A 25493-nucleotide genomic window follows, 5' to 3' on the forward strand; every position below is an offset into this window, starting at 1 on the left:
CAATAACAACGCCATACGGAGCTGTCCATGCGTGAATTCGATGCCTTCCTCGAGCTGCTGGCGATGCTGGCAACGGATTTCCGCATGGTTGCGCTGCTTGTCCTGCTGGTGACGGCCGCGGTCAGCGACTTGCGCACCTATCGCATTCCCAACTGGCTGACGTTCGGCGGCATGGTCTTCGCGGTGATCTACGGAACCTTCGCGGCGCGCACGCCGCTGGTGGGCGCGACGCAGGCACTGGGGGGGCTGGGAACAGGCCTTTTGATCATGCTGCCGCTCTATGCGCTGGGAATCATGGGCGCGGGCGACGTCAAGCTGATGGCGATGGTCGGCGCCTTTGTCGGCCCCTATCAAACGCTGTGGGCCATTCTCCTCACCTGCATTGCGGGCGGTGCGGCCGCGCTGATTGTTGCCATGCACCGGCGCCGCCTCGGCCACATGCTGGCCAACGTGAAGGACACCGTGAACGGCATGGCGATGTCGGGCATTGCGGGCCTGCGGCCCAACGGAACCATCGACATGCAGCAATCCGTCGGAAAGCTGCCTTACGGAATCTGCATTTGCGTGGGGACGGTTGCACAGGTCCTGGCGCATCAACTGGGCTACGTGTAGTCCGCCACTTTCATTCCACCGCACTCGGAGATTCGCATGAAAAACATCAAGGCACTCGGGCTGCTGCTGCTGGCCCTCCTCACTGGTCTGGCCGCCGCAGTCTACGCGGCGGGATGGGTCTCACGACAAGGGGGAATCGCTTCCAACAAGGTGGTAGTGGCCGCGGTCGACATCGAGTTGGGCAGCAGGGTCAACCCGCAGATGCTGTCGCTGGTCGACTGGCCGAGCGGCTCGCTGCCGGCGGGGTCGTTCAAGGACGCCAAGGCGCTCGAAGACCGGGTGGTCAAGGTCGGGGTGCTGCGCGGCGAAGCCATTCTGGAGGGCAAGCTCGCGCCTGTCGGCACCAAGGGCGGCCTCTCCGCCGTCATTGCCAGCGGCAAGCGCGCCATGACCGTGCGGGTGAACGACGTGGTGGGCGTGGCGGGCTTTGCACTGCCGGGCAACTACGTCGATGTGATGGTCAACGCCCAGCAGGACAAGAACCGTGGCGAGGAGAACCGCCAGATCAGCAAGACAGTGCTTGAAAAGGTGCTGGTGCTGGCGGTGGCGCAAGAGGCCAACCGCGACGAGACAAAACCGAAGGTGGTCAGCGCCGTGACGCTGGAGCTGTCGCTCGAAGACTCCGAAAAGCTCGACCTGGCACGCAGCGTGGGAACCCTCTCGCTGGTGCTTCGCAACCAGATGGACAAGACCACGGTCGCCACCGCCGGTATTACCAAGGGCCAGTTGTTCGGCGAGAAGGAAATCCTGCCGATCTCCACCACCGTGGCAGCGCGGCCGGCCCCCGCGCGAGTGCCGCGGGCCGCCCCAGTGGCGCTGCGGCAACCCGAGTGCGTGGAAGTGATCCAGCACGCAGCCCGCTCGCTCACCTGCTTCTGATCTCAATCCCGCCAGGAGGAACCACAAGTGCAACATCTCTCTTCTTCATCCGCCTGGCTGCTGGCGGCGCTCACGACCTTGGCAGCGCCGGGGTTTGCAGCGGAGCCTGCAGCCCCGGCTCCGACCCTGACCCCGGTCGCCGCGCCATCGGCACCCGCGCCAGCCGCCGCACCCGCCATGCGCCGATGCACGGCCATCATCCCGGACGACCAGCCGACCTACGCCGTGCTCGGCAAGTCGGTGGTGATTCCGCTCAAGGCGCGTGTTGCACGCATCGTGGTCAGCGGTCAGCCGCCAAGCGGTGCGCCAGCGGCCGCACCGGCCGCTGCAGGCGCTCCGGCACAGGCGCCCGCCGCGATGCGAAATGCAGGTGAAGGCGTTGCGGATGTCGACGTCATGCTGCTCAGCCCCACCGATCTTTTCTTCCGCGGCCGCCAGGCCGGCTCGATGAACGTGGTGCTGCAGAACGCCGAAGGCACCTGCTACATCAAGGACGTCATCGTCACGATTGATCCGGGCGCGCTGCAGTCCAAGCTGGCCGAGCTGATGCCCGAAGAGAGCCGGATCCGCGTGCGCAGCGCGGAAAGATCCATTGTCCTCACGGGTGAGGTGAGCGACGCGCTCAAGCTCGACGACGTGATGAGTCTTGCGCAGGCCTACGGTGCCGATGGCAAGAAGGTGGTGAACCTGCTGCGCATCTCCACGCCGCAGCAAGTGATGCTCGAAGTGAAGATCGCAGAGGTCAGCAAGACGCTGCTGGACCGCCTGGGTGCGCGCGTTGGCCTGACCCGCACAGCCAGCGGCGGGCTCAACACCTATTCGCTGATTTCAGACTTCCTGAGCGGCGGCGCGGGCCTTGCCGAGGCGTTCCGGATCGGCCGTGCATCCATCGCCATCGACGGCCAGAAGGACGACGGCCTGGTGCGCATCCTGGCCGAGCCCAACATCATGTCCATCAGCGGGCAGCAGGCCAGCTTCCTGTCGGGCGGAAAGATTTTCATCCCCGTTTCGCAGAACTCCAACGGCCGCAGCGGCTCGACCATCACGCTGGAAGAAAAAGAGTTCGGCATCGGCGTGAAGTTCACGCCCACCGTGCTCAACGGCGGACGGATCAATCTCAAGATGGTCTCGGAAGTGTCGGACCTGTCGCAGACGGGCTCTCCCTTCACCACCGTCGGCGGCGTCACAGCCGTGCTGCCCTCGCTCACGGTCCGCCGCGCAGACACCACCGTGCAGCTCAACGACGGGCAGAGCTTTGTCATCGCGGGGCTCATCAAGAGCAACTCGACCGAAACCGTGAAGCGCTACCCGGGCCTGGGCGAGGTGCCAGTGATGGGGGCGCTGTTCCGCAGCACCGAGTTCCAGAACGACCAGACCGAGCTGATGTTCGTGATCACACCGCGTCTCGTTCGGCCGCTGGGCGAATCGCCTCGCGTTCCGACCGACAACCACGTGGTTCCAAGCCGCGCCGAGAGGTACCTGAACGGAAGTCTCGAAAGCAGCACCCCTGCCCCGGTCGCACCGGCCAGCAACCCCCTGTAAGGAGCACCACCATGTTCTTCAAGTCGACCATTCTCGCGCTGAGCCTGCTCGTGGGCACCGGCTGCTCCCACGTCACACCCCACTACGACGCGCGCTTTGGCGATGCCGTGCGCGACGCCAAAAGAAAGATGACGCTCAACCCCGATGCCGGCAAGGACGGGAATCCGGTGGTGGGCATGGACGGCCGCGCAGCACGCGAGTCGATGCTGCAGTACCAGAAATCCTACAAGTCGCCGCCCCCGGCGGTGAACGTCATCAACATCGGCGGCGCGATCGGCGGCGAAAAGTAGCGCATTCGTTCATCGACCGATTGCACTTCTTCTCATCGCTCGCTTTTTCATCAACCAGCTTTGTATGAAAGGAGAGTCACGACCAAAGTCATCACTCTTATGCAACGCAGTTCACTCATTCAGTAAATCTTGTTTTCTCATTTGAACCTTGAAAGGAAATTCTCATGTCCAACATTCTTCAATCCATTGGCCAATTTACCCGCAGCTTCCTCCGTGACGAAGAGGGCGCCCAGGTCGTCGAGTACGCACTGATCATCGCTGTCGTTTCGATCGCGCTGGTTGTTGCATTGCAAGCGCTCACGGCAGATGACGGCGGCTTTGCAGATTTCATCACTCGCGTCACGACCTGTCTGACCACGGCTACGTGCGCGTAAGCGGCAGTGAAGCGGATCGGGCCTTGCCCGAACCGCTTCCCTTTCGACACCACTCCTCGGTCTTCCCAAGCAAAGAGGTAGCCATCATGTGCAAGTCATTCCTGCAGGACGAGAGCGGCGCTCAAGTTGTGGAGTACGCGTTGATCATTGCCGTCATTTCGATCGCGTTGGTGCTCGCGCTTCAACCGTTGTCGATTGCCAGCAGCTTCGGCAGTTTTATTGACCGCGTAACCGCTTGCCTGAGCGGCGGGGACTGCGCCTGAGTCGACCCCATTCGAACCGCCGTCATTCCACCGGAGCCGATCATGCAAGTTCGCCGCCCTCAGCGCCGCCAACGTGGCGCAATGATCATCACAGCCGCACTGGTGCTGCTGTTTCTCTTGGGCTTCATGGGCGTTGCTCTGGACTTCGGCCGCCTGTTCGTCGTCAAGACCGAACTCCAGACCGCCGTGGACAGCTGCGCATTGGCCGCCGCTCGCGAGCTCGACAAACAGGGCACGGCCATCGAGCGCGCTCAGAGCGCCGGCCAGACGGCCGGCAACGCGAACCGCGTGAACATGCAGTCGGCCACCTGGAGCGGAGAGGGCCAGATCGTTCTCGCCGACATCACCTTTCGAGATGCCGCCTATGCGCCCACGACCAATCCTCTCGTGGCCACTTATGCGCAATGCGTGCACACCCAGCCCAACATCGAGGTCTGGCTCATGAAAGCCATGGGGGCCTTCTCTGGCGACACCGCTGGCAATCCCGCAACCCGCAGCGTTGCGGCCAGCGCGGTCGCCACCCGTGCCAGTGCACAGACGACCTGTCCCATTCCGGTCGGCGTGAAACCCAAGGCGGGCGGCGTGGCGCCCAACTACGGCTTCGTCGTCGGCGAATGGGTGAAGCTGATCCAGGCCCAGAACGGGGCCGCCGGCGGCGAGATCGGCTGGGCCAATCTCGATGGAAGCAACAGCGCCTCGGAGACCGAGTCCGAGATGAACAACCACTGCGGAACCAAGGTGGGTGACGTGCTCGGCACGCCCGGCGTCCAGGCCTCGATCGTCGACGTCTGGAACCAGCGCTTCGGCATCTACAAGAACAGTGGCAATCCGAGCACGCAGCGGCCCGACTACACCGGCTATGCCTACACGGCCCTCAACTGGCCCGCGCAGTTCAATGCCTACGACGGCCCGGCTCCTGGATCGCCTGCAAGCGCCCAGAACTACGTGGCCAAGCGAGCGGTCTTTGCTTCCTGCGCCGATACCGGCACCAACGTGAAGGGCGCAAACGGCTGCGAAGCGATCACCGGGCTGTCGCTCAACGGCTTTCAGAAACTGGCAGCGCCAGGCGACGTCGCAGGCGGCCACAAGCAATACGGGTTCGATCGGCGCATCGTCACGGCGCCGATTCTCGACGGCGCCGGGCATGTGATGGACTACGCCTGTTTGCTGATGCTGCAGCCGCTGAGCATTCCAATGACCGATACGTGGCTGGAGTTTCGCGGCAATGCAGGCGCCGTGGGCAGCCCCTGCACGACGAGCGGGCTCCCCGGCGGTGCTGCGGGGCCGCTGGTCCCGGTCCTGGTGAGGTGACGCACATGAAAAAAGCATCCAACCACAGCCAGCGCGGCGCAGCGCTGATCGAGTTGGCGCTCATTACGCCTCTCTTGCTGCTTCTCACTTTCATCACGACCGAGTTCGGCCGGGCCATGTACGAGTACAACATCGTCGTGAAGGCCAGCCGGGATGCGGTTCGCTACCTGTCGGTGCAGACGCCGGGCACGAACATCACCGAGGCGCGCAACCTGATGGTGTACGGCAACACCGCCGGCACAGGCACGCCGCTGGCCCCCGGCCTGAGCTTGCTGAACGTGCCCGCAGACAGCTGCTGCACCTGGCAGTCGGCGGGGGCGAACCCGCTCATCAACACGGTGTCGGTGCGCATCAGCAGCTACACCTTCCATTCGATGTTTCCGTCGGTGATGGGCATCGTGTTTGCCGATGCAAACGGCAACATCGTCTTCAGCGACATCACTGCCACCATGAGGTCTCCATCATGAAACGCCAGATGGCCGGTGCCACCACCGTCGAGTTTGCGTTGGGCCTGCTCGTCTTTCTCATGCTGGTCCTGGGCATCGTGGACTTCGCGCGCATGCTGTTCACCTGGAGCGCGGCCAACGAGGCCACGCGTGCGGGCGCGCGCTATGCGGTGGTCTGCGACGACACCGCCCAGCAGGCACTGGTGCTTGCCCGCATGCAAGCTTTGCTACCGCAGATCACCACGGTGAGCGTGGCCTGGATGCCGGCGGGCTGCAACGCAGCCACCTGCCAGGGTGTCACGGTGGGCATCACCGGGCTCAACTACCAATGGATCTCGCCCATCGTGGGCGCGGCGGCGCCGCTGATCCCGATGCCGAGTTTTTCGACCTTCCTGCCGCGCGAAGTGATGCGGAACGACCCTCACAGCCCAACCATCTGCTCGTAAAGACGAAACGGACCCTGCCATGAAGATCTCCCTCATCTCGCCCAACCCGGCCCACTTGCAGGAAATGCGCAAGATACTCGAGGCGCGCTCCCACGTCGTCTCGGTGTTTGAAGGAGGCAAGAGCCGCATGCAATGGGTTGTCGAGCGATCGGCTCCCGACCTGATGCTGGTGGACGGCATGTGCTGCGACCCCCACGAGCTGGAGATGGTCGAGCAGCTGACCATGCGCCACCCCGCCATCGCAGTGGTGCTGCTTTGTGCCATGCAAACGCCCGAGTTCCTGATTCTTGCCATGCGTTCGGGCGTGCGAGAGGTGCTTCCTTCGCCGCCCCAACCCGCGGCGCTCGAGGCCGCCGTGGAGCGCATTGCGCTCAAGATGGCCGGCACGCTGGCACGCGAGCCGGCGCAAGTGGTCGCGTTCATGCCGTGCAAGGGCGGCAGCGGCGCAACCTTTCTCGCTACCAACATCGGCCACCAATTGTCGATGCGGCGCTCGGTTCTGCTCATCGACCTGAACCTGCAGTTCGGCGACGCGCTTTCCTATGTGAGCGACCTGCGGCCGACGTCCACGGTGGCCGACGTGGCCCGCGACATCGGCAGGCTCGATGCTTCCCTGCTCGCCGCAAGCGTGGTGAAGGTGGCGCCAGGCTTCAGCATTCTTGCCGCGCCGGATGATCTTTCGCGTGCGTTGGAGGTCAAGGCCGAGCACATCGACGCGATTCTCCAGGTGGCCTCGGCGCAGTACGACTTCGTGCTGTTCGACCTCGGCCTGCGCATGGATCCGCTCACCATCCGCGTGCTGGACCGTGCCGACCGCATCTTCCCCGTGCTCCAGCCGAGCCTGCCGCACGTGCGCAACGTGACGCGCCTGATACAGGTGTTCAAGTCGCTGGGCTACGCGGCCGGCAAGGTCGAGCTGCTGGTCAACCGCAGTGCCGGAGGCACGGAGATCGGGCTGTCCGACATGCGGCGTTCGCTCGGCGGGGCCACGCTGGTCAGCGTGCCCGACGGCGGCAAGGACGTGGATGCATCGATCAACCGCGGCGTACCGCTGGCGGACATGTCCCGAAGCAGCCCGCTCTGCAAGCGGCTTGCGGAAATCGCTCACACGCTCAGTCCGCGTCCCAAGGAAGCAGCGGGCTTCATCGGCCGGCTTTTCCGCCGCGCCTGAGCGCCTGGTTGTTTGCTGCAGATGTTTTCTTCCCTATCCCTTCTTCCATAGCAAGGCAGGTTCCCCATGTCATTTCGAGAACAGCTCAATGCGATCGAAGCCGAGCCGGTCGTGCAGTCGGCGGGGCGGCCCTCGGCCGAGACGACGCTTTCATCTTTCGCCTCGGACACCTACAAGCTCTTGAAGGAGCGAATGCACCTGAAGCTGCTGGACCGCTTCGACCTGACGGCGCTTGAAACCCTGAAGCCCGAGCTGCTGCGGCAGGAGATCTCCACCATGGTCACGCGGCTGCTGCAGGAAGAGCCTGAGGCGCTGAACGACATCGAGCGGCGCACGCTGATACGCGACATCCAGCACGAGATGCTCGGCTTCGGCCCCATCGAGCTGTTGATGGCAGACCCGACGGTCTCGGACATCCTGATCAACTCTCACGAGCAGATCTACGTCGAACGCAAGGGCCGGCTGGAGCTGACGGACGTGAGCTTCACCGATGAGAAGCACCTCCTGCGCATCATCGACAAGATCGTCTCGCTCGTCGGTCGGCGCATCGATGAGTCCAGCCCCATGGTCGACGCGCGGCTGCCCGACGGATCGCGCGTCAACGCGGTGATTGCACCGGTGGCACTGGACGGCCCGATGATGTCGATTCGGCGGTTCGCAAAGATTCCGCTGAAGATGGAAAACCTGGTGAACGACCTGAAGACGCTCACGCCGCAGATGGCGCAGATGCTCGAAGGGCTCTCCCAGTCGAAGGTCAACATGCTGATCTCCGGCGGGACCGGTGCGGGCAAGACGACGCTGCTGAACATTCTTTCAGGGTTCATCCCCGCAACCGAACGCATCATCACCATCGAGGATGCGGCCGAACTCCAGCTCCAGCAGCCGCACGTGGCGCGAATGGAAACGCGGCCGATGAACATCGAAGGCAAGGGCGAGATCACGCAACGTGCGCTGGTGCGCAACGCGCTGCGCATGCGGCCCGACCGGATCGTCATCGGCGAGGTGCGCGGCGCCGAAGCAGTCGACATGCTGCAGGCCATGAACACTGGCCATGAAGGGTCGCTGACCACCATTCACGCCAACACGCCCCGGGATGCGCTGGCGCGGCTGGAAAACATGATCGGCATGGCCAACCTGAATCTGCCGCACCGCACCGTGCGCCAGCAGATCGCATCGGCCATTACCGTGGTGATCCAGGTCCTGCGGATGATCGATGGCCGGCGCAAGGTCACCAGCATCCAGGAGATCACGGGCATGGAAGGGGAGGTCGTCACGATGCAGGAGATCTTTGCCTACCGCCAGACCGGCATGGGCCCGGATGGTCAGCTGCGCGGCTATTTCCACGCGACGGGCGTGCGGCCGAAATTCGTTGAACGGCTGCAGTCCTTTGGCGTCACGCTGCCCGACAACATGTTCGATCCCGACAAGCACTACGAATAGGAGGCCATCATGTTCGACAACCTGATTGGCGACACCCTCATCATTCTGACCGTGCTGGTCTTCGTCACAGTGCTGATGGTCATCGAGGGCTTGTACCTGCTGTGGAAGTCCTACCGGGGGGCCGATGCCAAGAAGATCGAGAAGCGCCTCCAGGCGCTTTCGGCAAGTTCCGATCACACCGTGCAGGCGCGGCTCGTCAAAGACCGCATGCTCAGCGATGCGCCGTGGATGCAGCGCGTGCTGCTGAAGTTCCCGCGGGTCCACAGCCTCGATCGCTTCATCCTTCAGGCTGGGCTGGAGTGGACGGTGTCGCACGTGCTTCTCGCCTGCGGGCTCTTGGGCGCACTTGCCTTTTTGGCGATGGTGTCGTTCGCGAATCAGCCCGCGTGGATTGCCGCCTTGGCCGGTGCCGCCGGCGCGGCGGTGCCTCTGCTCTATTTGAACTATCGGCGCGCCCGCCGCCTGGCCCATCTCGAGAGGCAGCTGCCGGACGCCCTGGACCTGGTGACGCGTGCACTGCGCGCGGGTCATTCGTTCGCGAGCAGCGTGCAGATGATCGGCGACGAAATGTCGGACCCCATTGCCAGCGAATTCCGCATGGTGGCCGACGAGGTCAACTTCGGGGTCTCGCTGCAACAGGCGCTCACCAACCTGAGCGAACGCGTGCCGCTCACCGACCTGCGCTACTTCGTGGTGTCAGTGCTGATTCAGCGTGATTCCGGCGGCAACCTGACGGAGGTGCTGGGCAATCTGAGCCGGCTCATCCGCGAGAGGCTCAAGCTGCTGGCCCGGGTGCGGGTGCTGTCATCAGAGGGACGCTTGTCGGCCTGGATCCTGGGTTTGATGCCTTTTGCGCTGGCGGGCGCCATGAACATCTTCAACCCGGCATTCATGTCGCCGCTGTGGACCGATCCGATGGGGCTGAGCGTCATCAAGTACATGCTGGTAACGATGCTGGTCGGCGTGGTGCTCCTGCGCAAGATCGTGAAGATTCGTGTTTGAAGGAGAAGAATCATGCTGTTTCCCATACTCGTGTTCGTTACCGTCTCTCTTGCAGTCGGAGGCTTCGTGGTGTGGGTGCTGCCCACGCGCACCGAGCGCCGTCTTCAGGCCTTAGCCCCCTCGACAGCCAAATCGGCCTGGGCCGAAACCGCTGTCAAGATCGTCGGCCCCTTCGCGCAACTGTCTTCGCCCACAGGCGATGGTGAAACCACGCCACTGCGCGTTAGGTTCCTGAATGCGGGAATCCGGCATCCGGATGCCAGCCTCTTCTTCTTTGGATTGAAGACGCTGCTGCCCTTGGGCTTCGCCGGCCTGGCCTTCCTGGCCATGCGCACGGCGGGAGCCGACGACGGATTGAAGACCCTGCTGTGGCTCGCAGTCGCGGCGCTGGTCGGCTGCTACCTGCCGAACGCCGTGCTGTACGTGATGGTCAGGGGGCGGCAGCGCGAAATCTTCGATAACTTTCCGGATGCCGCCGACTTGATGCTGGTGTGCGTCGAGGCGGGGCTCGGGCTGGATGCCGGCCTTGTCAAGGTCACTGAAGAGATCCGCGTCAAGAGCGTGGCCCTGGCGCAGGAACTGCACTGGACCAACCTGGAGATGCGTGCAGGCGCGACGCGCGAGAAGTCGCTGCGCAACCTGTCGCTCCGTACCGGTGTGGAAGAAATTGGGACCTTCGCGACCATGCTGACCCAGGCAGACCGGTTCGGCACCAGCATCGGCGAATCGCTGCGTGTGTTCTCGGACGATCTTCGCCACAAGCGGCAGATGCGTGCGGAAGAGCTGGCCGCGAAGGTACCCACCAAGATGCTGCTGCCGCTGGTGGTGTGCATCTTCCCGTGCATCTCGCTGGTCATTCTTGCGCCGGCGGCGATCCGGGTCATTCGCACCATCATGCCGATGCTCGCTGGCCACTGAGCCGGGCAGTCAAAGACAGTCAGGGGCAGTCAACCCGGCCGGGTTGACTGCTTCGCGTTCAGTGAGGCACCACGTCCAGCTGGTGCTTGATCGCGTAGATATACAGCTCGAGCCGGTTCGACACGCCAAGCTTCTGGTAGATCGCCGTGAGGTGATTGCGGAACGTGTGCTCGGTAACGAACAGCCTTGACGCAAGCGTCTTGTTCGGAGCGCCGCTGCCCTCGACCACGGCACGAATGACCTGCCGTTCCTTCTGCGTCAGGCTGGCCAGCTTGGCTTCTTCGGGATTCACCTTCACCGGCTTCTTGGGAGAGGTCAGCTCGGAGAACACGCGGCCCATGGCCTGCGCGTCGATGCACAGCTCGCCCTTGTGGACGCGTTGGATCGCATCGAGCACCTGCTCCGCGGAAGCGTCCTTGCCCAGCACGCCTCTGGCACCGCGCAGCACGGCGAGGTCCAGCGTTTGCTGCCGGCGCTCCGCCGTGAGGACGAGGGCGCGCGAAATGTCGTTCGACAGCAGCATCGGAAGAATGTCGAGCGAGCATTGGCCGGCCAGGTCGAGATCGAGCACGATGACGTCGGGCACGTAGTGCACGGTGTGTTCCAGCGCCTGTTCGAAGCAGTTTGCGGTGGCAACGACCTTCATGCGCGGTTGTTCTCCGTCAATCAGCCTCGACAGCCCCCACAGCATGGTTTGGTGGTCGTCGACCAGCATGACCCCGATGGGATGGTCCGTTGTGATGGGTTGCATTTTTTTCCCCTTTGTCTTGTTCAGATGGGTATTTCGACCAGAACCGCCGTTGCGCCGCCCATGCCCTGGGTAACCTCAGCGCTTCCTCCGAGGGCTGCCGCGCGTTCGCTGATGGAGCGAGGGCGGAAGTTCGAGAAAATCGTGCCGCATGCTTCGTTTTCGATCCGGATCTGCAGCTTGCCGTCCGTGCAGCCGATGCGGATGCGGCCGTGATGGGCATGGGTGTGCTTGCAGATGTTGTTCAGCCCTTCGCGCACCAACTGGAGCACTTCGGCCGTCATCCGGTCGTCCAGGTGAACGTCGCCGTCAACGACGATCTGGATATCGATTCCGTAGAGCGTCTTGATGCGCGCCGCCTGGCGGTGCAGATGCGGAAGGATGAACTCGCAGTGGCTGTCGGCGCCGTGCTTGACGGTGCCGGCAAAGTGGCGCAGATCGGCAACCACGCTCTCGGCCATGGCGGCCAGCTTGTCCAGGTCGTCGATCAGCGGATTGTCGGCGCCGGCCTTCTTTCGAAGCGCGCTCAGTCCCAGCTTGAGTCCGATGTAGGGCTGGATCGCGGTGTCGTGCAGGTCCAGCGAGAGCTTCAGGCGCTCTTTCGAGGCGGCCTCCGAGGCCATGCCGTCGAGCACCCGGATGGTCTCGATGACCGGAAAGACCTGATTCATGAGGTGAGCCAGAAACAGCGCGTCGGACTTGCGGAATTGTCCTTCGTGCGAAGACACGTAGATCCGTCCCTCGCCCTGGCGCATCGGCAGCGGTGCAGTCATGAAGCTGCGAGCCTCCAGCATCGCGGCGACCGCCGCGCTGTGCCGCAAGCCCTGTTCATCCTGGGGATGCCAGCGATGCGTGCGAGGGTCGCAGGCGTGTCCGTCGGCACGCACCATGCTCATCGGCCAGGGCAGGCGGCTGCTCAGCACTATCTGCTCGACGCCCAGGGCCATCAGCGGCGATTCGGAGACGCGGTCGATGGTCTCGACACTGACGGATTCGCCCGTATCGCTCTTTCCGACCGAGCGCAGCACCCAGCCGCTGGTATCCGTGTCGCGCATCAGCAGGATGCAGTGGCTTGCCTCGAAGAAGGCCAGGGTCTTCTCCATCGTGCTGGCGATGGTGCGGTTGACGCCGAACCGCGGGTTGGACAGCCGGCTCACCTGGCTCAGCAGCGCAAGGCGCCGGCGCAACTCGACCTTCGATCCGCCCCAATGGCCGATCATGTGTCCCAGCGCCAGGAGGAACGTGGTGCGCATGAGCAGTTGCGGCGTGTCGCTCCCCGTGCCTGTTCCGAGCCCGCAGGTGGCGAACGACACCACCGCGGCCATCGTCATGCGGGCACCTTCTTCATAGCCCCACCGGAAAGACGACGTGAGAATGACGAAGAAGTAGAAGAGAAAGTAGAGGCTGCTGCCGCCGCCGGTCACCAAGACCATCAGCGTAAACCACAGGATGTCTAGCCAGTGGATGGCTTTGCCCTGAAAATACGGCTGGCCCGTTCGGGTGCAGACGTGAACACCGAGGCTGTAGACCACAAAGCCCGAAAAGACGAGCCAGACGGCGCTGCCGATGGTCTGTTGTTCTACCTCGCCGGCGTCAACCCCGACTGCCAGCAGCGCCGAAACCGACAGCACCAACCGCATCCGCGCCACCATGAGAGCGTCGGCGGTCAGAGAGTCGGTCCCGGAATCCGGGTCGATGGACGTGGCAGGCATCGCTGGTTTTCCAGTGCATCGAGCGGCTCATATCTCGCCGGTTGTCAACAGCGACGAGACGCCCATATCCCCGGGAGGGGATCTGCGGGACGTAACACTTGGGTTCACTTTTGCGCCAAAATTAATATTGTGAAGATTTCACATTACTACTTTTGTAGTCGAAAGCAATACTTTTTGTTAATACCCTGGTCCAGTGTGTACTTTTGTTACCAACTGATGCGAGATGCGAGGGCTGGCCAGCAGATGTATCCGCCAGTGGGAAGCGGCAGAAGCGGGCAAGAAAAAGGGCTCGGGAAGAATCCGAGCCCTTGAATGGTGGTTGGTGGAGAGGATGAGGATCGAACTCACGACCTCCGCATTGCGAACGCGGCGCTCTCCCAGCTGAGCTACCCCCCCAACACAGTCCGAATTTTAACCAGAACCTGTCTCCTGGCGCAGGGGGCCATGCCAAGATTCGCGCCTCGCAAAAGAAGGAGCAGGAACCGCATGGCCTCGTACGAACCCGCCTGGCTGGAAAGCATGTACAACAATCTCGCGCGCGTGAAGGATCACCCGGCGTACTTCGCGCGCTGGGCCGGCGATTCAGCGGCGGCGCGTGAGGCGCTTCCCAGCCGGATCGATGTGCCCTACGGCCGCGGAGTGAACGAAACGCTCGACATCTTTCCCGCACCCGTGGCCGATGCGCCGGTGCTGGTGTTCATTCATGGTGGCTACTGGCGCGCCATGGACAAGCGGGACCATTCCTTCATTGCGCCCGCGTTCAATGATCGCGGCGTGTGCGTGGTGATGCCCAATTACGCGTTGTGTCCCGGAACGCCGGAGCAGCCGGTGACCGTGCCGGACATCGTCATGCAGATCGTGCGCGCGCTCGAATGGACCTGGCGCAATGCCGCGAGCTTTGGGGCGGACCCCGCGCGCATTACCGTGGCAGGCCACTCGGCGGGCGGCCACATGGCGGCCGCGCTGCTCGCCTGCGATTGGAAGGCCGTGTCACCCGGGTTGCCGGCGCAGCTGGTGCGCAGTGCGCTGTCGATCTCGGGCCTTTACGACCTTCGGCCATTGCAGCGCACGCCGTTTCTCGAGCACGCGCTGAAGCTCAGCGACGCGGACGCGCTGCGCGCGAGCCCGGCGCTGTGGCCGGCGCCAGCACGCGGGCAGCTCCATGCGGTGGTGGGAGGCGACGAGAGCGAGGAATTCATTCGCCACAACGCATTGATTCGCGAAGCCTGGGGCCGCAACACCGTGCCGGTGTGCGAAACGCTGGCAGGCTTGAATCACTTCAGCATCGTCGATGCACTGGCCGACCCGGCCCACAGGCTGCACCGGCACGCGGTGCAGCTGCTGGAAGCCTGATCCGGCCCGGCGGCGCCGAAAGGGCGCCTACATCAGCAGGTGTTCGCCCGCGTTGTCGCCGCCCAGCGTGACGTAGTTGACCTTGCGAATGTCCATCAGCGCGCGCCCGCCCGCGTAGCTGATGGAGCTTTGCACGTCCTGCTCCATCTCGACCAGCGTTTCGGCCAGCTTGCCCTTGATGGGCTCGAGGATGCGCTTGCCCTCGACGTGCTTGTATTCGCCCTTGTTGAAGTCGCTGGCCGAGCCGTAGTACTCCTTGAAGAGCGTGCCGTCGACTTCGACCGTCCGGCCCGGCGACTCCTCGTGCCCCGCGAAGAGCGATCCGATCATCACCATCGAGGCGCCGAAGCGCACGCTCTTGGCAATGTCGCCATGGTCGCGAATGCCGCCGTCGGCAATGATCGGCTTGGTGGCCACGCGCGCGCACCACTTGAGCGCGCTGAGCTGCCAGCCGCCGGTGCCGAAGCCGGTCTTGAGTTTGGTGATGCAGACCTTGCCCGGGCCGATGCCGACCTTGGTGGCATCGGCGCCCCAGTTCTCCAGGTCGATCACGGCTTCGGGCGTGCCGACGTTGCCGGCAATCACGAAGGAGGCCGGCAGCTTCTGCTTCAGGTAGCCGATCATGTTCTTCACGCTGTCGGCGTGGCCGTGCGCAATGTCGATGGTGATGTATTCGGGCACCAGGCCCTCGGCCGCCAGCTGGTCGACCGTGTCGTAGTCGGGCTTCTTCACGCCGAGCGAAATCGAGGCGAACACGCCCTTGCCGTGCATCTCCCGGACGAACTTCACGTTGTCCAGGTCGAAGCGGTGCATCACGTAGAAGTAGCCGTTCTGCGCCAGCCAGAGGCAGATCGGCTCGTCGACCACCGTCTTCATGTTGGCCGGCACCACCGGCAGGCGGAAGCTGCGCGCCCCCAGCGTCACGCTGGCGTCGCACTCCGAGCGGCTTTCCACGCGGCATTTGCGCGGCAGCAAGAGGATGTTGTCGTAGTCGAAAATCTGCATGACCAGGCTCCTGGAAGGAATCGTTGAAAAAAACGAATGAGCGCTTGGTCCGGCCGGCCTTTGCGGTGCTTCTCGAAAAGAAAACGCCCACAAAAAACCGGACGCAAGAAACTTGGGCCCGGTGATTGATTTTACGCAGTCTCGCCGCGGCGGGTCTTCCAGTTCTTCGTATAACCCGCATACGGGTTGGTTTCTACAATCGACGGATGTTGTTTAACGAACCTGCGGCTGATGCCAACCCCTCGGAACTGCCATTGCTGCAGAACCTGAACCCGGAGCAGCGTGCCGCGGTCACCCTGCCTGCGGGCAATGCCCTCATCCTCGCCGGCGCCGGTTCGGGCAAGACGCGGGTGCTGACCACCCGCATCGCCTGGCTGCTGCAGACCGGCCAGGTCTCCGCCGGCGGCATCCTGGCCGTGACCTTCACCAACAAGGCCGCCAAGGAAATGATGACGCGGCTCACGGCGATACTGCCCGTCAACGTGCGCGGCATGTGGATCGGCACCTTCCACGGCCTGTGCAACCGCCTTCTGCGCGCGCACTGGAAGCTGGCCAACCTGCCTTCGACCTTCCAGATTCTCGACACGCAAGACCAGCTTTCGGCCATCAAGCGGCTCATGAAGCAGTTCAACGTCGACGACGAGCGCTTTCCCGCCAAGCAGACGCAGTGGTTCATTGCGGGGGCCAAGGAAGACGGCCTGCGCCCCAAGGACGTCGAGATCCGCACCGAGGACGACCGGAAAAAGGTCGAGCTGTATCAGCTCTACGAGGAGCAGTGCCAGCGCGAAGGCGTGGTCGACTTCGGCGAGCTCATGCTGCGCAGCTACGAACTGCTGCGCGACAACGACCCGGTGCGCGAGCACTACCAGCGGCGGTTTCGCCACATCCTGATCGACGAGTTCCAGGACACCAACCGCCTGCAGTACGCGTGGATCAAGATGCTCTCGGGGGTCACCGCGGCCGGCCAGTTCACGCCGGGCCAGAGCAGCGTGATTGCCGTGGGCGACGACGACCAGAGCATCTACGCCTTTCGCGGTGCGCGCGTGGGCAACATGGCCGACTTCGTGCGCGAGTTCGACGTGCAGCACCAGATCAAGCTGGAGCAGAACTACCGCAGCTACAGCAACATCCTCGATTCGGCCAACGAGCTCATCAGCCACAACAAGAAGCGGCTGGGCAAGAACCTGCGTACCGACCAGGGTCCGGGCGAGCCGGTGCGCGTGTATGAGTCGCCCACCGACCTGGCCGAGGCGCAGTGGATGGTCGAGGAAATGCGCCAGCTCGTGCGCGACGGCTTCGACCGCAAGGAAATGGCCGTGCTCTACCGCAGCAATGCGCAGAGCCGGGTGATCGAAACGGCGCTCTTCAATGCCTCGGTGCCATACCGCGTGTACGGCGGGTTGCGCTTCTTCGAGCGCGCCGAAATCAAGCACGCGCTGGCCTATTTGCGCCTGCTCGAGAACAAGGACGACGACACCAGCTTTCTGCGCGTGGTCAACTTTCCGCCGCGCGGCATCGGCGCGCGCACGCTGGAGCAGCTGCAGGACGCGGCGCGCACGGCGGGGCGCTCGCTGCACGACGCGGTGCACGCGGTGGGCGGCAAGGCGGGTTCGAACCTCACGGCCTTCGTTGCCAAGATCGACGTGCTGCGCGAGCAGACGCAGGGTGCGAGCTTGCGCGAGATCATCGAGCTGGTGCTCGATCACAGCGGCCTGGTCGAACATTACAAGGCCGACCGCGAAGGCGCCGACCGGATCGAGAATCTGGAAGAACTGGTGAACGCGGCCGAAAGCTTCGTCACGCAGGAAGGCTTCGGCCGCGACGCGGTGGCGCTGCCCATCGACGAACTGCGCCAGTCGCTTGCGAGCCAGGGCATCGATCCGAACCGGCCGCTGATGGACGAGCCGCTCGCGCCCGATGCCGAAACCGGTGAAACGCTGAGCCCGCTGGCCGCGTTTCTCACGCATGCGGCGCTCGAGTCGGGCGACAACCAGGCGCAGGCCGGGCAGGACGCGGTGCAGTTGATGACCGTTCACGCCGCCAAGGGCCTGGAGTTCGACTGCGTGTTCATCACCGGCATGGAGGAGGGCCTGTTCCCACACGAGAACTCGATGAGCGACTTCGAAAGTCTCGAGGAAGAGCGCCGCCTGATGTACGTGGCGATCACGCGGGCGCGCAAGCGCCTGTACCTGAGCCATTCGCAAACGCGCATGCTGCACGGCCAGACGCGCTACAACGTCAAGAGCCGCTTCTTCGAAGAGCTGCCCGAGGGCGCGCTCAAGTGGCTCACGCCGAAGAACCAGGCCTTCACGCCGTCGGCCTTCGGCTATGGCGGCGGCTATGCGAGCACGCGTGGCGGCGGCGGCAGTTACAGCAGCGGCAGCGGCTACGGTGGCAACAAGGACACCTATGCAAGCCCGCCGGTGCCACCGCAGAAAACCGCGCCCTCGCACGGCCTGCGCTCGGGCATGCAGGTGTTCCACAACAAGTTCGGCGAAGGCACGGTGCTGTCTCTCGAGGGCACGGGCGACGATGCGCGCGCGCAGGTCAAGTTCACGCGGCATGGCGTGAAGTGGCTCGCGCTGTCGGTGGCCAAGCTCACGCCGGTGTGAGCGCTGCCATGCCCTGCCCACATTTGCTATTAAACAAATAGCTTAGGCCGCAATAACCACGGGCGTTTGGGGCGGTTCTAAAGAAGCAATCCCCGTACACTCCATGCTCGCCAAAACAAGGGGAGTTAGGGATGTGGTTTCTTGGCATGATCGCCGGTCTCTTCATAGGGGCCCTGGCCGAGTCGGTTCCGGCCGCGCTGATTCTTGCGGTGGTCGGCGCGTTTGGGTTGCCGAAAATCGTCGGCAAGAAAACCGCCGCCGAGCCTGCACGAACCGAGGCTGAGAGCGCACAGCTTTCCACCGGTGCGCCGGCGGCCCCCGCGGGCGGCGTGTTGAAGCTGCAGCAGCGCGTCGCCGAACTCGAACAGCGCGTGAGCTTGCTTGAACAGCGGCTGGGGCAGGGCGCAGCAGGTGCGGCGGTCGAGCCTATGCCTTCGCCTGTGACCGTGCCTGTGCCTGCCAAGCCAGACATCCGCGTCGCCCAGCCCATGCCCGTGCCGGTGGCGCGGCCGGCGGCAGCGGCCGCTGCAGCTGCAGCAAACGCTGCGGCGCACGTTCCGGTGCCGCCCATCCAGCCTGCAGCGGCCAAGACGGCTCCCGAGCCCGCGGCGCCCGTGGCCGTCAAGCCGCCCGCGGCCATGCCTGCGCCGCCCCGGCGCGTGCCACCGCCGCCGCCGCCTCCCGCGGTCCCGCTGCGCGACCGCCTGCCTGCGCCCATCGCCAATTTGATCTTCGGCGGCAACATGCTGGTGAAGCTCGGCGTGCTGATCCTCTTCCTGGGGCTTGCCTTCCTGCTGCGCTACACGGCCGAGCGCGTCACCGTGCCGGTCGAACTGCGCTATGCGGCGGTCGCCCTCGTGGGCGCGGGGCTGCTGGCGCTGGGCTGGTTTTTGCGCCGCAAGCGCACCGGCTACGCGCTGATCCTGCAGGGCGCCGGCATCGGCGTCTTCTACCTGACGACGCTGGCGGCCATGAAGGTGCACGAACTGCTGCCGCCGACCGCGGGCTTCGTTTTCCTGTTCGGCGTGGCCGCGCTGAGCGCGGTACTGGCGGTGCTGCAGAACGCGCCGGTGCTGGCCATCGTGGCGGTGCTCGAGGGCTTTGCGGCGCCGGTGCTTGCGTCCACTGGGCAGAACCGGCCGGTGGGGCTCTTCACCTACCTGCTGGTGCTCGATGTCGGCATCGTGCTGATCGCCTGGTTCAAGGCCTGGCGCGTGCTGAACCTGATCGGCTTCGTCGGCACCTTCACGCTGGCCGCGGGCTGGGCGCACAAGTACTACACCGACGACCAGTACGGCATCGTGCAGCCCTTCCTCTTGGCGTTCTTCCTGCTGTTCGTTGCCATCGGCCTGCTGTTTGCGCGCCGCACGCTGTTCGATGCGCCCGTGCAGCCCGCACAGCCGTTGGCCGCACGCGCGCTCGATACCCTGCGCCGCGCGGGCCGGGTCGACAGTTCGCTGGTGTTCGGCACGCCCATGGTCGCGTTCGGCATGCAGGTGCTGCTGATGCAGCCATGGGAGTACGGCGCCGCGTTCTCGGCGATGGCGCTCGCGGCCTTCTACCTGGTGCTGGGCCGCCTGGTTTTCGCCACGCAGCCGAAGGGCCTGGCGCTGCTGGCGGAGGCCTACGCGATCGTCGGCGTGATCTTCGGCACGCTCGCCATCCCGCTCGGCCTCGAAGGCCGGTGGACGGGCGCGGCCTGGGCCGTGGAAGCGGCCGGCATGTACTGGCTGGGTGCACGGCAGGGGCGCGTGTATGCACGTGCCTTCTCTTTCCTGGTGTTCGCCGGCGCGGTGTGGAAGCTGCTCGAAGCCACGCAGCTCGATGCCGCCGCGGGACATCCGCTGCTGCAGGGCTCGGTGATCGGCCCGCTGCTGGTGGCCGTGAGCGCCTTCGCGATGTGGACCATTCACCGCCGCGCCAAGCTGGACGAAGGCAATGGCTGGGAAGCGCTCGTGGGCACCGCGTTGCCGTGGCTCGGCATGGGTGCGCTCACGCTGCTGCTGTGGCAGTGGTTCACGCCGCCTTGGGCAGCGGCCGCGACGGCGGTGCTGGCATCCGCCACTTTTGCCGTGGCGGTGCGCTTCAAGCTGCGGCCGCTGGCCTTCGTGACGTATGGAATGCAGGCACTGGCAGTGGCCGGTTTCATTGCCACGCTGCATCGCGTGGCCGATGCCCGTGCCGGCGACGAGGTGCTTGCAACCGGCTGGGAGGGCGCGGTGGCGGCGAGCCTGATCGCGCTCAGCCTGCTCGGCAGCGCCGCATGGTCGATGCTGCAGGCGCACCGTGCCGCATTGGCGCGCGGCATCCAGCCTGTGTGGTCGCCGGGCAATGCGGTCGCGGTGATTGCGGGCGTGAGCCTGCTGCATCTCGCGATGCTGTTCCAGGTGAGTCTGGCGCAGGCCGCGTTGCTGTGGCCGCTCACGGCCACGGTCGTGCTCTGGGTGGCGCTGCGCATGGCGCACAAGCCGCTGGCGGCGCTGGCGGGCGTGCTGCAGGTCGTCTCGGCGCTGCTGCACGTCTTTGGCCAGATCTGGATCTTCTACGGCAATACCCCGCCGCCGGCTTTCGCGCACCTGGGTTTCTGGACACCGGTGGTGCTGGGGCTCGCGGCCTTGCTGGCCGGCGGCTGGATGAGCGGCGAGGCATGGCGGCGCGCCACCGAAGGCACCAGCACGGCCAAGCGCACGCGCTGGATCAACGACTGGTGCGCCAATCCGGTCGTGCTGTGGGCGCCGGTGGTCTGGGGCCTGGCCTGGTGGCTCTTCGGCTGGCTGGACGAATCCGGCGAGGTGCTGCGCCGCAACGGGCTGGCCGGCCATGTGGCCGCGGCCGCCATGGCGATCGTGCTCGTGACCTCCGTTCTGTCGGCGGTGGTGGCGCACCGGCGCGGCTGGCCGCAGCTGGGCCGGGCCACGCTGGCCACCTTGCCGGGCCTGGTGCTGATCGCCGCCCATGGCGCTGCGTTGGCGGCGCCCGCGGTGTACGTGCCGTCGAGCGCGCTGGGCTGGATCGCCTGGCCGCTGGCACTGCTCTGGCACCTGCGGCTCCTGCATGCGCAGAAGCGCTGGCTGGCTCCGTCGGCACTGGCGACCTTGCACGTGGCGGGCTTCTGGTTCTTCGTGCTGCTGGCGGCGCGCGAATGCCAATGGCAGCTCGGGCGCGTGGGCGCGGAGTGGTCGAGCTGGCAACTGCTGGGCTGGGCCATCGTGCCCGCGCTCGCGCTGTGGATGCTGCGTTCGCGCGCGCTGCTGCAGCGTTGGCCGGTGTCCGAGTACCGGGCCGCGTACCTCGAAATCGCGGCCATGCCGGTGGCGGCCTACCTGCTGGCGTGGGTCTGGGTCACCAACGGCACCAGCCCGGGCAACGCGGCGCCGCTGCCTTACGTGCCGCTGCTGAACCCGCTGGAACTGGCGCAATGGCTGGTGCTCTTCGCGCTGGTGCTCTGGTGGCGAGCCTTGCCGCAGGGCTCGTTCGCGCGCGTGCAGCCCATGGTTGCGAAGGGCGTGCTCGGCCTCACCGGCCTGGCGCTGCTGACCGGCATGGTGCTGCGCAGCTGCCATCACTATGCGGGCGTCGAGTGGCGGTTCGACGCGCTCTACGCCTCGTGGCTCACGCAGGCGGCGCTCTCCATCACCTGGGCCATTTGCGGCGTGGTCGCGATGGTGCTCGGGCATGCACGCGGGGTGCGCACCCTGTGGGTCGGCGGCGCCGCGCTGCTCGGCGTTGTGGTGCTGAAACTGTTCTTCGTCGAATTGGCGGACCGGGGCGGGTTGTTCCGCATCGTGTCGTTCATTGCGGTGGGTGCATTGCTGCTGCTGGTGGGCTATTTCGCGCCCGTGCCGCCAGCCAGGAAAGAAATGGAGAAGGATGTGTTGTTGCCCGAAGGAGGTGTCGCATGAAGCACGGTGCAATCCCGTTGCGCCACGTGGTGGGTGTTCGCCTGGCCGCGGGTCTGGCTGCGGCCTGGTTCGGTGTGGCCGGGGCGCAGCCCTCCACCACGGCAACGGCCCCCATCACCGTGCAAGGCAACGGCCCCTACTACCGGCTCGCGCTGCCGCTCGGCATCTACGCCCATGCTGCATACGGCGATCTGCGAGACCTGCGCGTGCGCAATGCCGCCGGCAACGCCGTGCCCTATGCGTGGCTGCGCAACGAAGCCGCCACGCCGCACTTCACCTCGAAGGAGGTGCCGATCTTCGCGCTGCCCGCGAGTGCCGGAGGCGCGGCGGAAGCATCGGACGACGACGCATCGCTGAGCTTCAAGGTGCGGCCCGACGGCTCGCTGGCGCTGGCCCGCAAGCCGGCGCGCAAGCCAGCCGAAGCGGCACAGTGGCTGATCGATGCGAGCCAGCTCAAAGGCGGCCTGCTGCAGGCGCGCTTCGAAGTGGCACCGGAAGCGCGCGGCCTGTTCGCCTTCAGGCTCGAAGCCAGCGACGACCTGCGGCATTGGCGGCCGGTTGGCGGAGAAGAGCAACTGGTGCGGCTGGCGCATGGCGGCCAAACCATCGAACGCCTGGCGGTCGACCTGGGCAGCGTGCATGCGCGCTTCCTGCGCTTGCGCTGGAGCAATCCGCAAAACGGCGCGCCGCTGACCGGCGTGGCGATCGACAGCGTGCAGGAGGTCGAGCCCGTGGCGCCCATCGAATGGACGGGCGCGCTCAAGCCGGAACGTTGCGGCACCGACCATTGCGACTACGCGCTGCCGCGCGGCCTTCCTGTGGAAAGCCTGCGCATCGACCTGGCCGATGTCAACACGCTCGCGCAGGTCGGTGTTTCGGGCCTGCTCGCGGCCACGCCGGCGGCTGCCGCCGAGCCGGCACCCGTGCCGCGCAATCCGCTGTATGCGCTGCGGCACCAGCAACGCCGGCCGGCAGCGGCCACAGGCAGCCCGGGTGAAGTACCGCTGCTCGACACCGTGGTGTACCGCCTCGCACAAGCGGGCGGCGAGGCGCGTTCGCCGTTGCTTGCGCTCGACGGCAGGAGCTACTCGCACCTGCGGCTGCGCACGGCCGGTCCGGTGAGCGTTCTGGGCCCGACGCCTCCGGCGATCGCGGTAGGCGCCACGCCGCGCACGCTGGTGTTTCTCGCCCAAGGCGCCGCGCCGTTTTCGCTGAACTGGAATACGGCGCCCGAAAAGAACGTGGTGCAGGGCGGTTCGCCGGGAGCGGCCTTGGCACTGGCCACGCTGGTGCCGGGCTATGCCGCCAACAAGCCGATTGCGGCGGGCGAAGCCTCCGTCACGCTGCCGCCGGCGCCGGTGGCCGCTGTCGAAGCCGTGGTCGCCGCGGCCGCGCAATTGCCCCTTCCCACGCAGCCCGATGCGTCGCGCAAGTGGTGGTTGTGGGGGGCGCTGGGCATCGGCCTGCTGCTGCTGGCCGGCATGGCATGGTCACTTTTTGCGAGCCTGCGCAGGGACAGGGCGCTGGCAGACTGAACGCCCTTCGGCCGCGAGTCAGTTCGGGTCGAAGCTGTCGCGGAAGGTGAACCAGGTGGAGCTCATCGACATGGCCGCGAGCACCAGCGCCGTGCCGACGATCAGCACGTTGCCGATGGCCGCGGCGGCGGCGCCTCCGCCCACCGCACCGACGCCGATCAGCACGGTGGCGATCAGGCCGATGCCGATGCCGGCGAGCAGGAACACGCCGAGCCATGCCAGCCCGAACAGCGCATAGGCGCCGAAGTTGCGAAACAGTGCGACCACGCTGAAGAACACGCTCTTGACCGGCTCCACGCGGTGCCAGTGCACGAGCGCGGGCGCATGCCACATGGCGAGCGAGAGCGGCAGGTTCAGGCACATCAGGAGCATGCGTGCCACCTGGAAATCGCTGCTCGCCATCACCTCTGGCGTCAGCACTTCGTCGAGCAGGTAGGCCTTGGCAAGCTGGCCGCCGTCGACGAACGTGGTCAGCAGCACGGCCACCACGAAATACAGCGCGGAGATCACGCCCAGCTTGACCAGCGAACGCCACTCGGCGCGCATGGCGCCGGCCACGGCAACGAACATGGCGGAGCCGGTGGGACGCTGCGCGTGTCCCTCGGTGCCGATGCCCTCGGCGTTGTCGGTGTACGCCACCGAAGTGGCCACCATCAGGCCCAGCGTCATGAAGGGCAGCAGCACCGGCGCCAGCACGCTGCCGATGAGCGGCAGCAGCGACACCGTCGAGATCAGCGCCATCAGCAGGAAGAACAGCGAGATGAAGGCGAGCGGCTGCCGCCAGAAAGTCTTGAGCCCGAGACGGACCCATTCGGCGCCGGTTCGCGCCGGCACGAGGTGGAGTTTCATTTTTTGAGAGTCAGGCGGCCAGCGGTTCGAGCGACTGCGCCATGGCGTGCGGATGGGCGGCGCGCTCGCGCAGCACGCGCTCGAAGTGCGCCGGGTCGTGCGGCTTCAGCATGCTGGCTTCGCGCGGCAGGTGAAAGTCCCAGAGCCGCGAAATCCAGAAGCGCAGCGCCGCCGCGCGCAGCATGGCGGGCAGCAGGGCGCGCTCGGCCGCGTTCAGCGGGCGCACGGTTTCATAGGCCGACAGCAATGCGTCGGCGCGTTCGACGTCGTGCTGGCCGGTCGCAAGGTCGATGGCCCAGTCGTTCAGGCACACGGCCAGGTCGAACAGCCAGGTGTCGGTGCCCGCAAAGTAGAAGTCGAACACGCCGGTCAGGCGCGGTGCCGCAGCGGCGTCTTCGCCGGTGGCGAACATCACGTTGTCGCGGAACATGTCGGCATGCACGGGCCCGCGCGGCAGCGCCGCGTAGGCCGACGACTCGACCACGTGGTTCTGGTAGGCGAGTTCGGCGCGCAGCAACCCGGCTTGCGATTCGTCGACGTAAGGCAGCACCACCGGGACGGTGTCGTTCCACCAGGCCAGGCCGCGCAGGTTCGGCTGGATGCGCGGAAAGTCGCGCGCCGCCAGGTGCATGCGCGCCAGCAGGGCGCCCAGCTCGGTGCAATGCGACGCGCCCGGTGCGAGTTCGCTCCGGCCCGAGAGCCGCTGCACCAGCGCCGCCGGCTTGCCCGCCACCTTGAGCAGCAGTTCGCACGGGGCGTTCGCGGCGATCGTCAGGGCATGCCCCGAAGGCGGCTGGATGGCCGGATCGGCCACGGGCTCGGGCACCGGCAGGCCGCGGCCCGCCAGGTGCTTCATGAGACAAAGGTAGTAAGGAAGCTGCTCGGCGCCCAGCCGCTCGAACAGCGTCAGCACGAACTCACCGGTCTCGGTGGTCGCGAAGTAGTTGGTGTTCTCGATGCCACCCTCGATGCCGCGAAGCTCGCGCAGAGGGCCCAGGCCCAGGCGCTGCACGAGCGCGTCGGCCTCGCCGAATTCGACTTCGGTAAAAACTGCCATGGCGGTGCTCAGCGTGTCGCTGCCGA

Annotated in this window: 22 protein-coding genes and 1 tRNA gene; 17 read left to right on the forward strand and 6 right to left on the reverse strand. The window is 65.5% G+C overall.

Annotation, left to right across the window (positions count from 1 at the left end; all coding sequences use genetic code 11):
• Nucleotides 1-27: 27 nt before the first annotated feature.
• From ACJ7Z0_RS23455 to ACJ7Z0_RS23515, 13 genes are all read left to right on the forward strand, one after another.
• Nucleotides 28-612 (forward strand): A24 family peptidase, encoded by a 585-nt coding sequence (locus tag ACJ7Z0_RS23455; RefSeq protein WP_434791741.1) that lies wholly within the window; start codon nt 28-30, stop codon nt 610-612.
• A gap of 36 nt (nt 613-648) precedes the next feature.
• Entirely contained in the window at nt 649-1491 is an 843-nt protein-coding gene (gene cpaB / locus ACJ7Z0_RS23460) for a Flp pilus assembly protein CpaB (protein ID WP_434791742.1), read from the forward strand.
• Between the two features lie 27 nt (nt 1492-1518).
• A complete protein-coding gene (locus ACJ7Z0_RS23465) occupies nt 1519-3033 on the forward strand; it encodes a type II and III secretion system protein family protein (protein WP_434791743.1) in 1515 nt (504 codons plus the stop codon).
• An 11-nt stretch (nt 3034-3044) separates the two neighbouring features.
• Nucleotides 3045-3323, forward strand: a complete 279-nt coding sequence (locus tag ACJ7Z0_RS23470; protein ID WP_434791744.1) for a hypothetical protein — start codon at nt 3045-3047, stop codon at nt 3321-3323.
• 164 nt (nt 3324-3487) lie between these two features.
• Nucleotides 3488-3697, forward strand: coding sequence for a Flp family type IVb pilin (locus ACJ7Z0_RS23475; protein WP_434791745.1), 210 nt, complete (start codon nt 3488-3490; stop codon nt 3695-3697).
• An 86-nt stretch (nt 3698-3783) separates the two neighbouring features.
• Nucleotides 3784-3960, forward strand: a complete 177-nt coding sequence (locus tag ACJ7Z0_RS23480) for a Flp family type IVb pilin (protein ID WP_434791746.1) — start codon at nt 3784-3786, stop codon at nt 3958-3960.
• An 81-nt stretch (nt 3961-4041) separates the two neighbouring features.
• A complete protein-coding gene (locus ACJ7Z0_RS23485; RefSeq protein WP_434791747.1) occupies nt 4042-5271 on the forward strand; it encodes a pilus assembly protein TadG-related protein in 1230 nt (409 codons plus the stop codon).
• A gap of 5 nt (nt 5272-5276) precedes the next feature.
• Nucleotides 5277-5738 carry a TadE/TadG family type IV pilus assembly protein gene (locus tag ACJ7Z0_RS23490; protein ID WP_434791748.1) on the forward strand — a complete coding sequence of 154 codons (462 nt, stop codon included), beginning with the start codon at nt 5277-5279 and terminating at the stop codon, nt 5736-5738.
• Nucleotides 5735-6163 (forward strand): TadE family protein, encoded by a 429-nt coding sequence (locus ACJ7Z0_RS23495; protein ID WP_434791749.1) that lies wholly within the window; start codon nt 5735-5737, stop codon nt 6161-6163. Before ACJ7Z0_RS23490 ends, ACJ7Z0_RS23495 begins: the two co-directional genes overlap by 4 nt.
• Nucleotides 6164-6182: 19 nt before the next feature.
• Nucleotides 6183-7334 (forward strand): CpaE/TadZ family protein, encoded by a 1152-nt coding sequence (locus ACJ7Z0_RS23500; RefSeq protein ID WP_434791750.1) that lies wholly within the window; start codon nt 6183-6185, stop codon nt 7332-7334.
• Nucleotides 7335-7400: 66 nt separating this feature from the next.
• Entirely contained in the window at nt 7401-8774 is a 1374-nt protein-coding gene (locus tag ACJ7Z0_RS23505; RefSeq protein WP_434791751.1) for a TadA family conjugal transfer-associated ATPase, read from the forward strand.
• 9 nt (nt 8775-8783) lie between these two features.
• Complete coding sequence (locus ACJ7Z0_RS23510) at nt 8784-9776, forward strand: type II secretion system F family protein (protein WP_434791752.1); 993 nt, start codon at nt 8784-8786, stop codon at nt 9774-9776.
• Between the two features lie 12 nt (nt 9777-9788).
• Nucleotides 9789-10694, forward strand: coding sequence for a type II secretion system F family protein (locus tag ACJ7Z0_RS23515; RefSeq protein ID WP_434791753.1), 906 nt, complete (start codon nt 9789-9791; stop codon nt 10692-10694).
• 58 nt (nt 10695-10752) lie between these two features.
• Here ACJ7Z0_RS23515 and ACJ7Z0_RS23520 read toward each other — a convergent pair whose 3' ends face one another.
• From ACJ7Z0_RS23520 to ACJ7Z0_RS23530, 3 genes are all read right to left on the reverse strand, one after another.
• Nucleotides 10753-11445, reverse strand: coding sequence for a LuxR C-terminal-related transcriptional regulator (locus ACJ7Z0_RS23520; RefSeq protein WP_434791754.1), 693 nt, complete (start codon nt 11443-11445; stop codon nt 10753-10755).
• A 20-nt stretch (nt 11446-11465) separates the two neighbouring features.
• Nucleotides 11466-13154, reverse strand: coding sequence for a sensor histidine kinase (locus tag ACJ7Z0_RS23525; protein WP_434791755.1), 1689 nt, complete (start codon nt 13152-13154; stop codon nt 11466-11468).
• 320 nt (nt 13155-13474) lie between these two features.
• A tRNA-Ala gene (locus ACJ7Z0_RS23530) sits at nt 13475-13550 on the reverse strand.
• Nucleotides 13551-13640: 90 nt separating this feature from the next.
• On the opposite strand from ACJ7Z0_RS23530, the gene ACJ7Z0_RS23535 reads away from it, so the two are divergent.
• Nucleotides 13641-14507 (forward strand): alpha/beta hydrolase, encoded by an 867-nt coding sequence (locus ACJ7Z0_RS23535; protein ID WP_434791756.1) that lies wholly within the window; start codon nt 13641-13643, stop codon nt 14505-14507.
• Nucleotides 14508-14534: 27 nt separating this feature from the next.
• Here ACJ7Z0_RS23535 and ACJ7Z0_RS23540 read toward each other — a convergent pair whose 3' ends face one another.
• Nucleotides 14535-15512, reverse strand: coding sequence for a GMP reductase (locus ACJ7Z0_RS23540; RefSeq protein ID WP_434791757.1), 978 nt, complete (start codon nt 15510-15512; stop codon nt 14535-14537).
• 206 nt (nt 15513-15718) lie between these two features.
• Here ACJ7Z0_RS23540 and ACJ7Z0_RS23545 point away from each other — a divergent pair, with 206 nt between their 5' ends.
• The 3 genes from ACJ7Z0_RS23545 to ACJ7Z0_RS23555 all read left to right on the forward strand — a co-directional run bounded on the left by ACJ7Z0_RS23545 (nt 15719) and on the right by ACJ7Z0_RS23555 (nt 23561).
• On the forward strand, nt 15719-18124 hold the full coding sequence (locus tag ACJ7Z0_RS23545) for a UvrD-helicase domain-containing protein (protein ID WP_434791758.1): 2406 nt from the start codon (nt 15719-15721) through the stop codon (nt 18122-18124).
• A gap of 146 nt (nt 18125-18270) precedes the next feature.
• Nucleotides 18271-22026 (forward strand): DUF2339 domain-containing protein, encoded by a 3756-nt coding sequence (locus tag ACJ7Z0_RS23550; protein WP_434791759.1) that lies wholly within the window; start codon nt 18271-18273, stop codon nt 22024-22026.
• Nucleotides 22023-23561: a DUF3999 domain-containing protein gene (locus ACJ7Z0_RS23555; RefSeq protein WP_434791760.1), complete on the forward strand. Its 1539-nt coding sequence runs from the start codon at nt 22023-22025 to the stop codon at nt 23559-23561. The genes ACJ7Z0_RS23550 and ACJ7Z0_RS23555 overlap by 4 nt, the downstream gene beginning before the upstream one ends.
• Nucleotides 23562-23579: 18 nt before the next feature.
• Here ACJ7Z0_RS23555 and ACJ7Z0_RS23560 read toward each other — a convergent pair whose 3' ends face one another.
• Complete coding sequence (locus ACJ7Z0_RS23560; RefSeq protein WP_431123350.1) at nt 23580-24410, reverse strand: BPSS1780 family membrane protein; 831 nt, start codon at nt 24408-24410, stop codon at nt 23580-23582.
• Nucleotides 24411-24420: 10 nt separating this feature from the next.
• Nucleotides 24421-25467: a homoserine kinase gene (locus ACJ7Z0_RS23565; RefSeq protein ID WP_434791761.1), complete on the reverse strand. Its 1047-nt coding sequence runs from the start codon at nt 25465-25467 to the stop codon at nt 24421-24423.
• Nucleotides 25468-25493: the final 26 nt, after the last annotated feature.

The organism is Variovorax palleresanus (genome assembly GCF_051144945.1).
GTDB lineage: Bacteria > Pseudomonadota > Gammaproteobacteria > Burkholderiales > Burkholderiaceae_C > Variovorax > Variovorax paradoxus_S.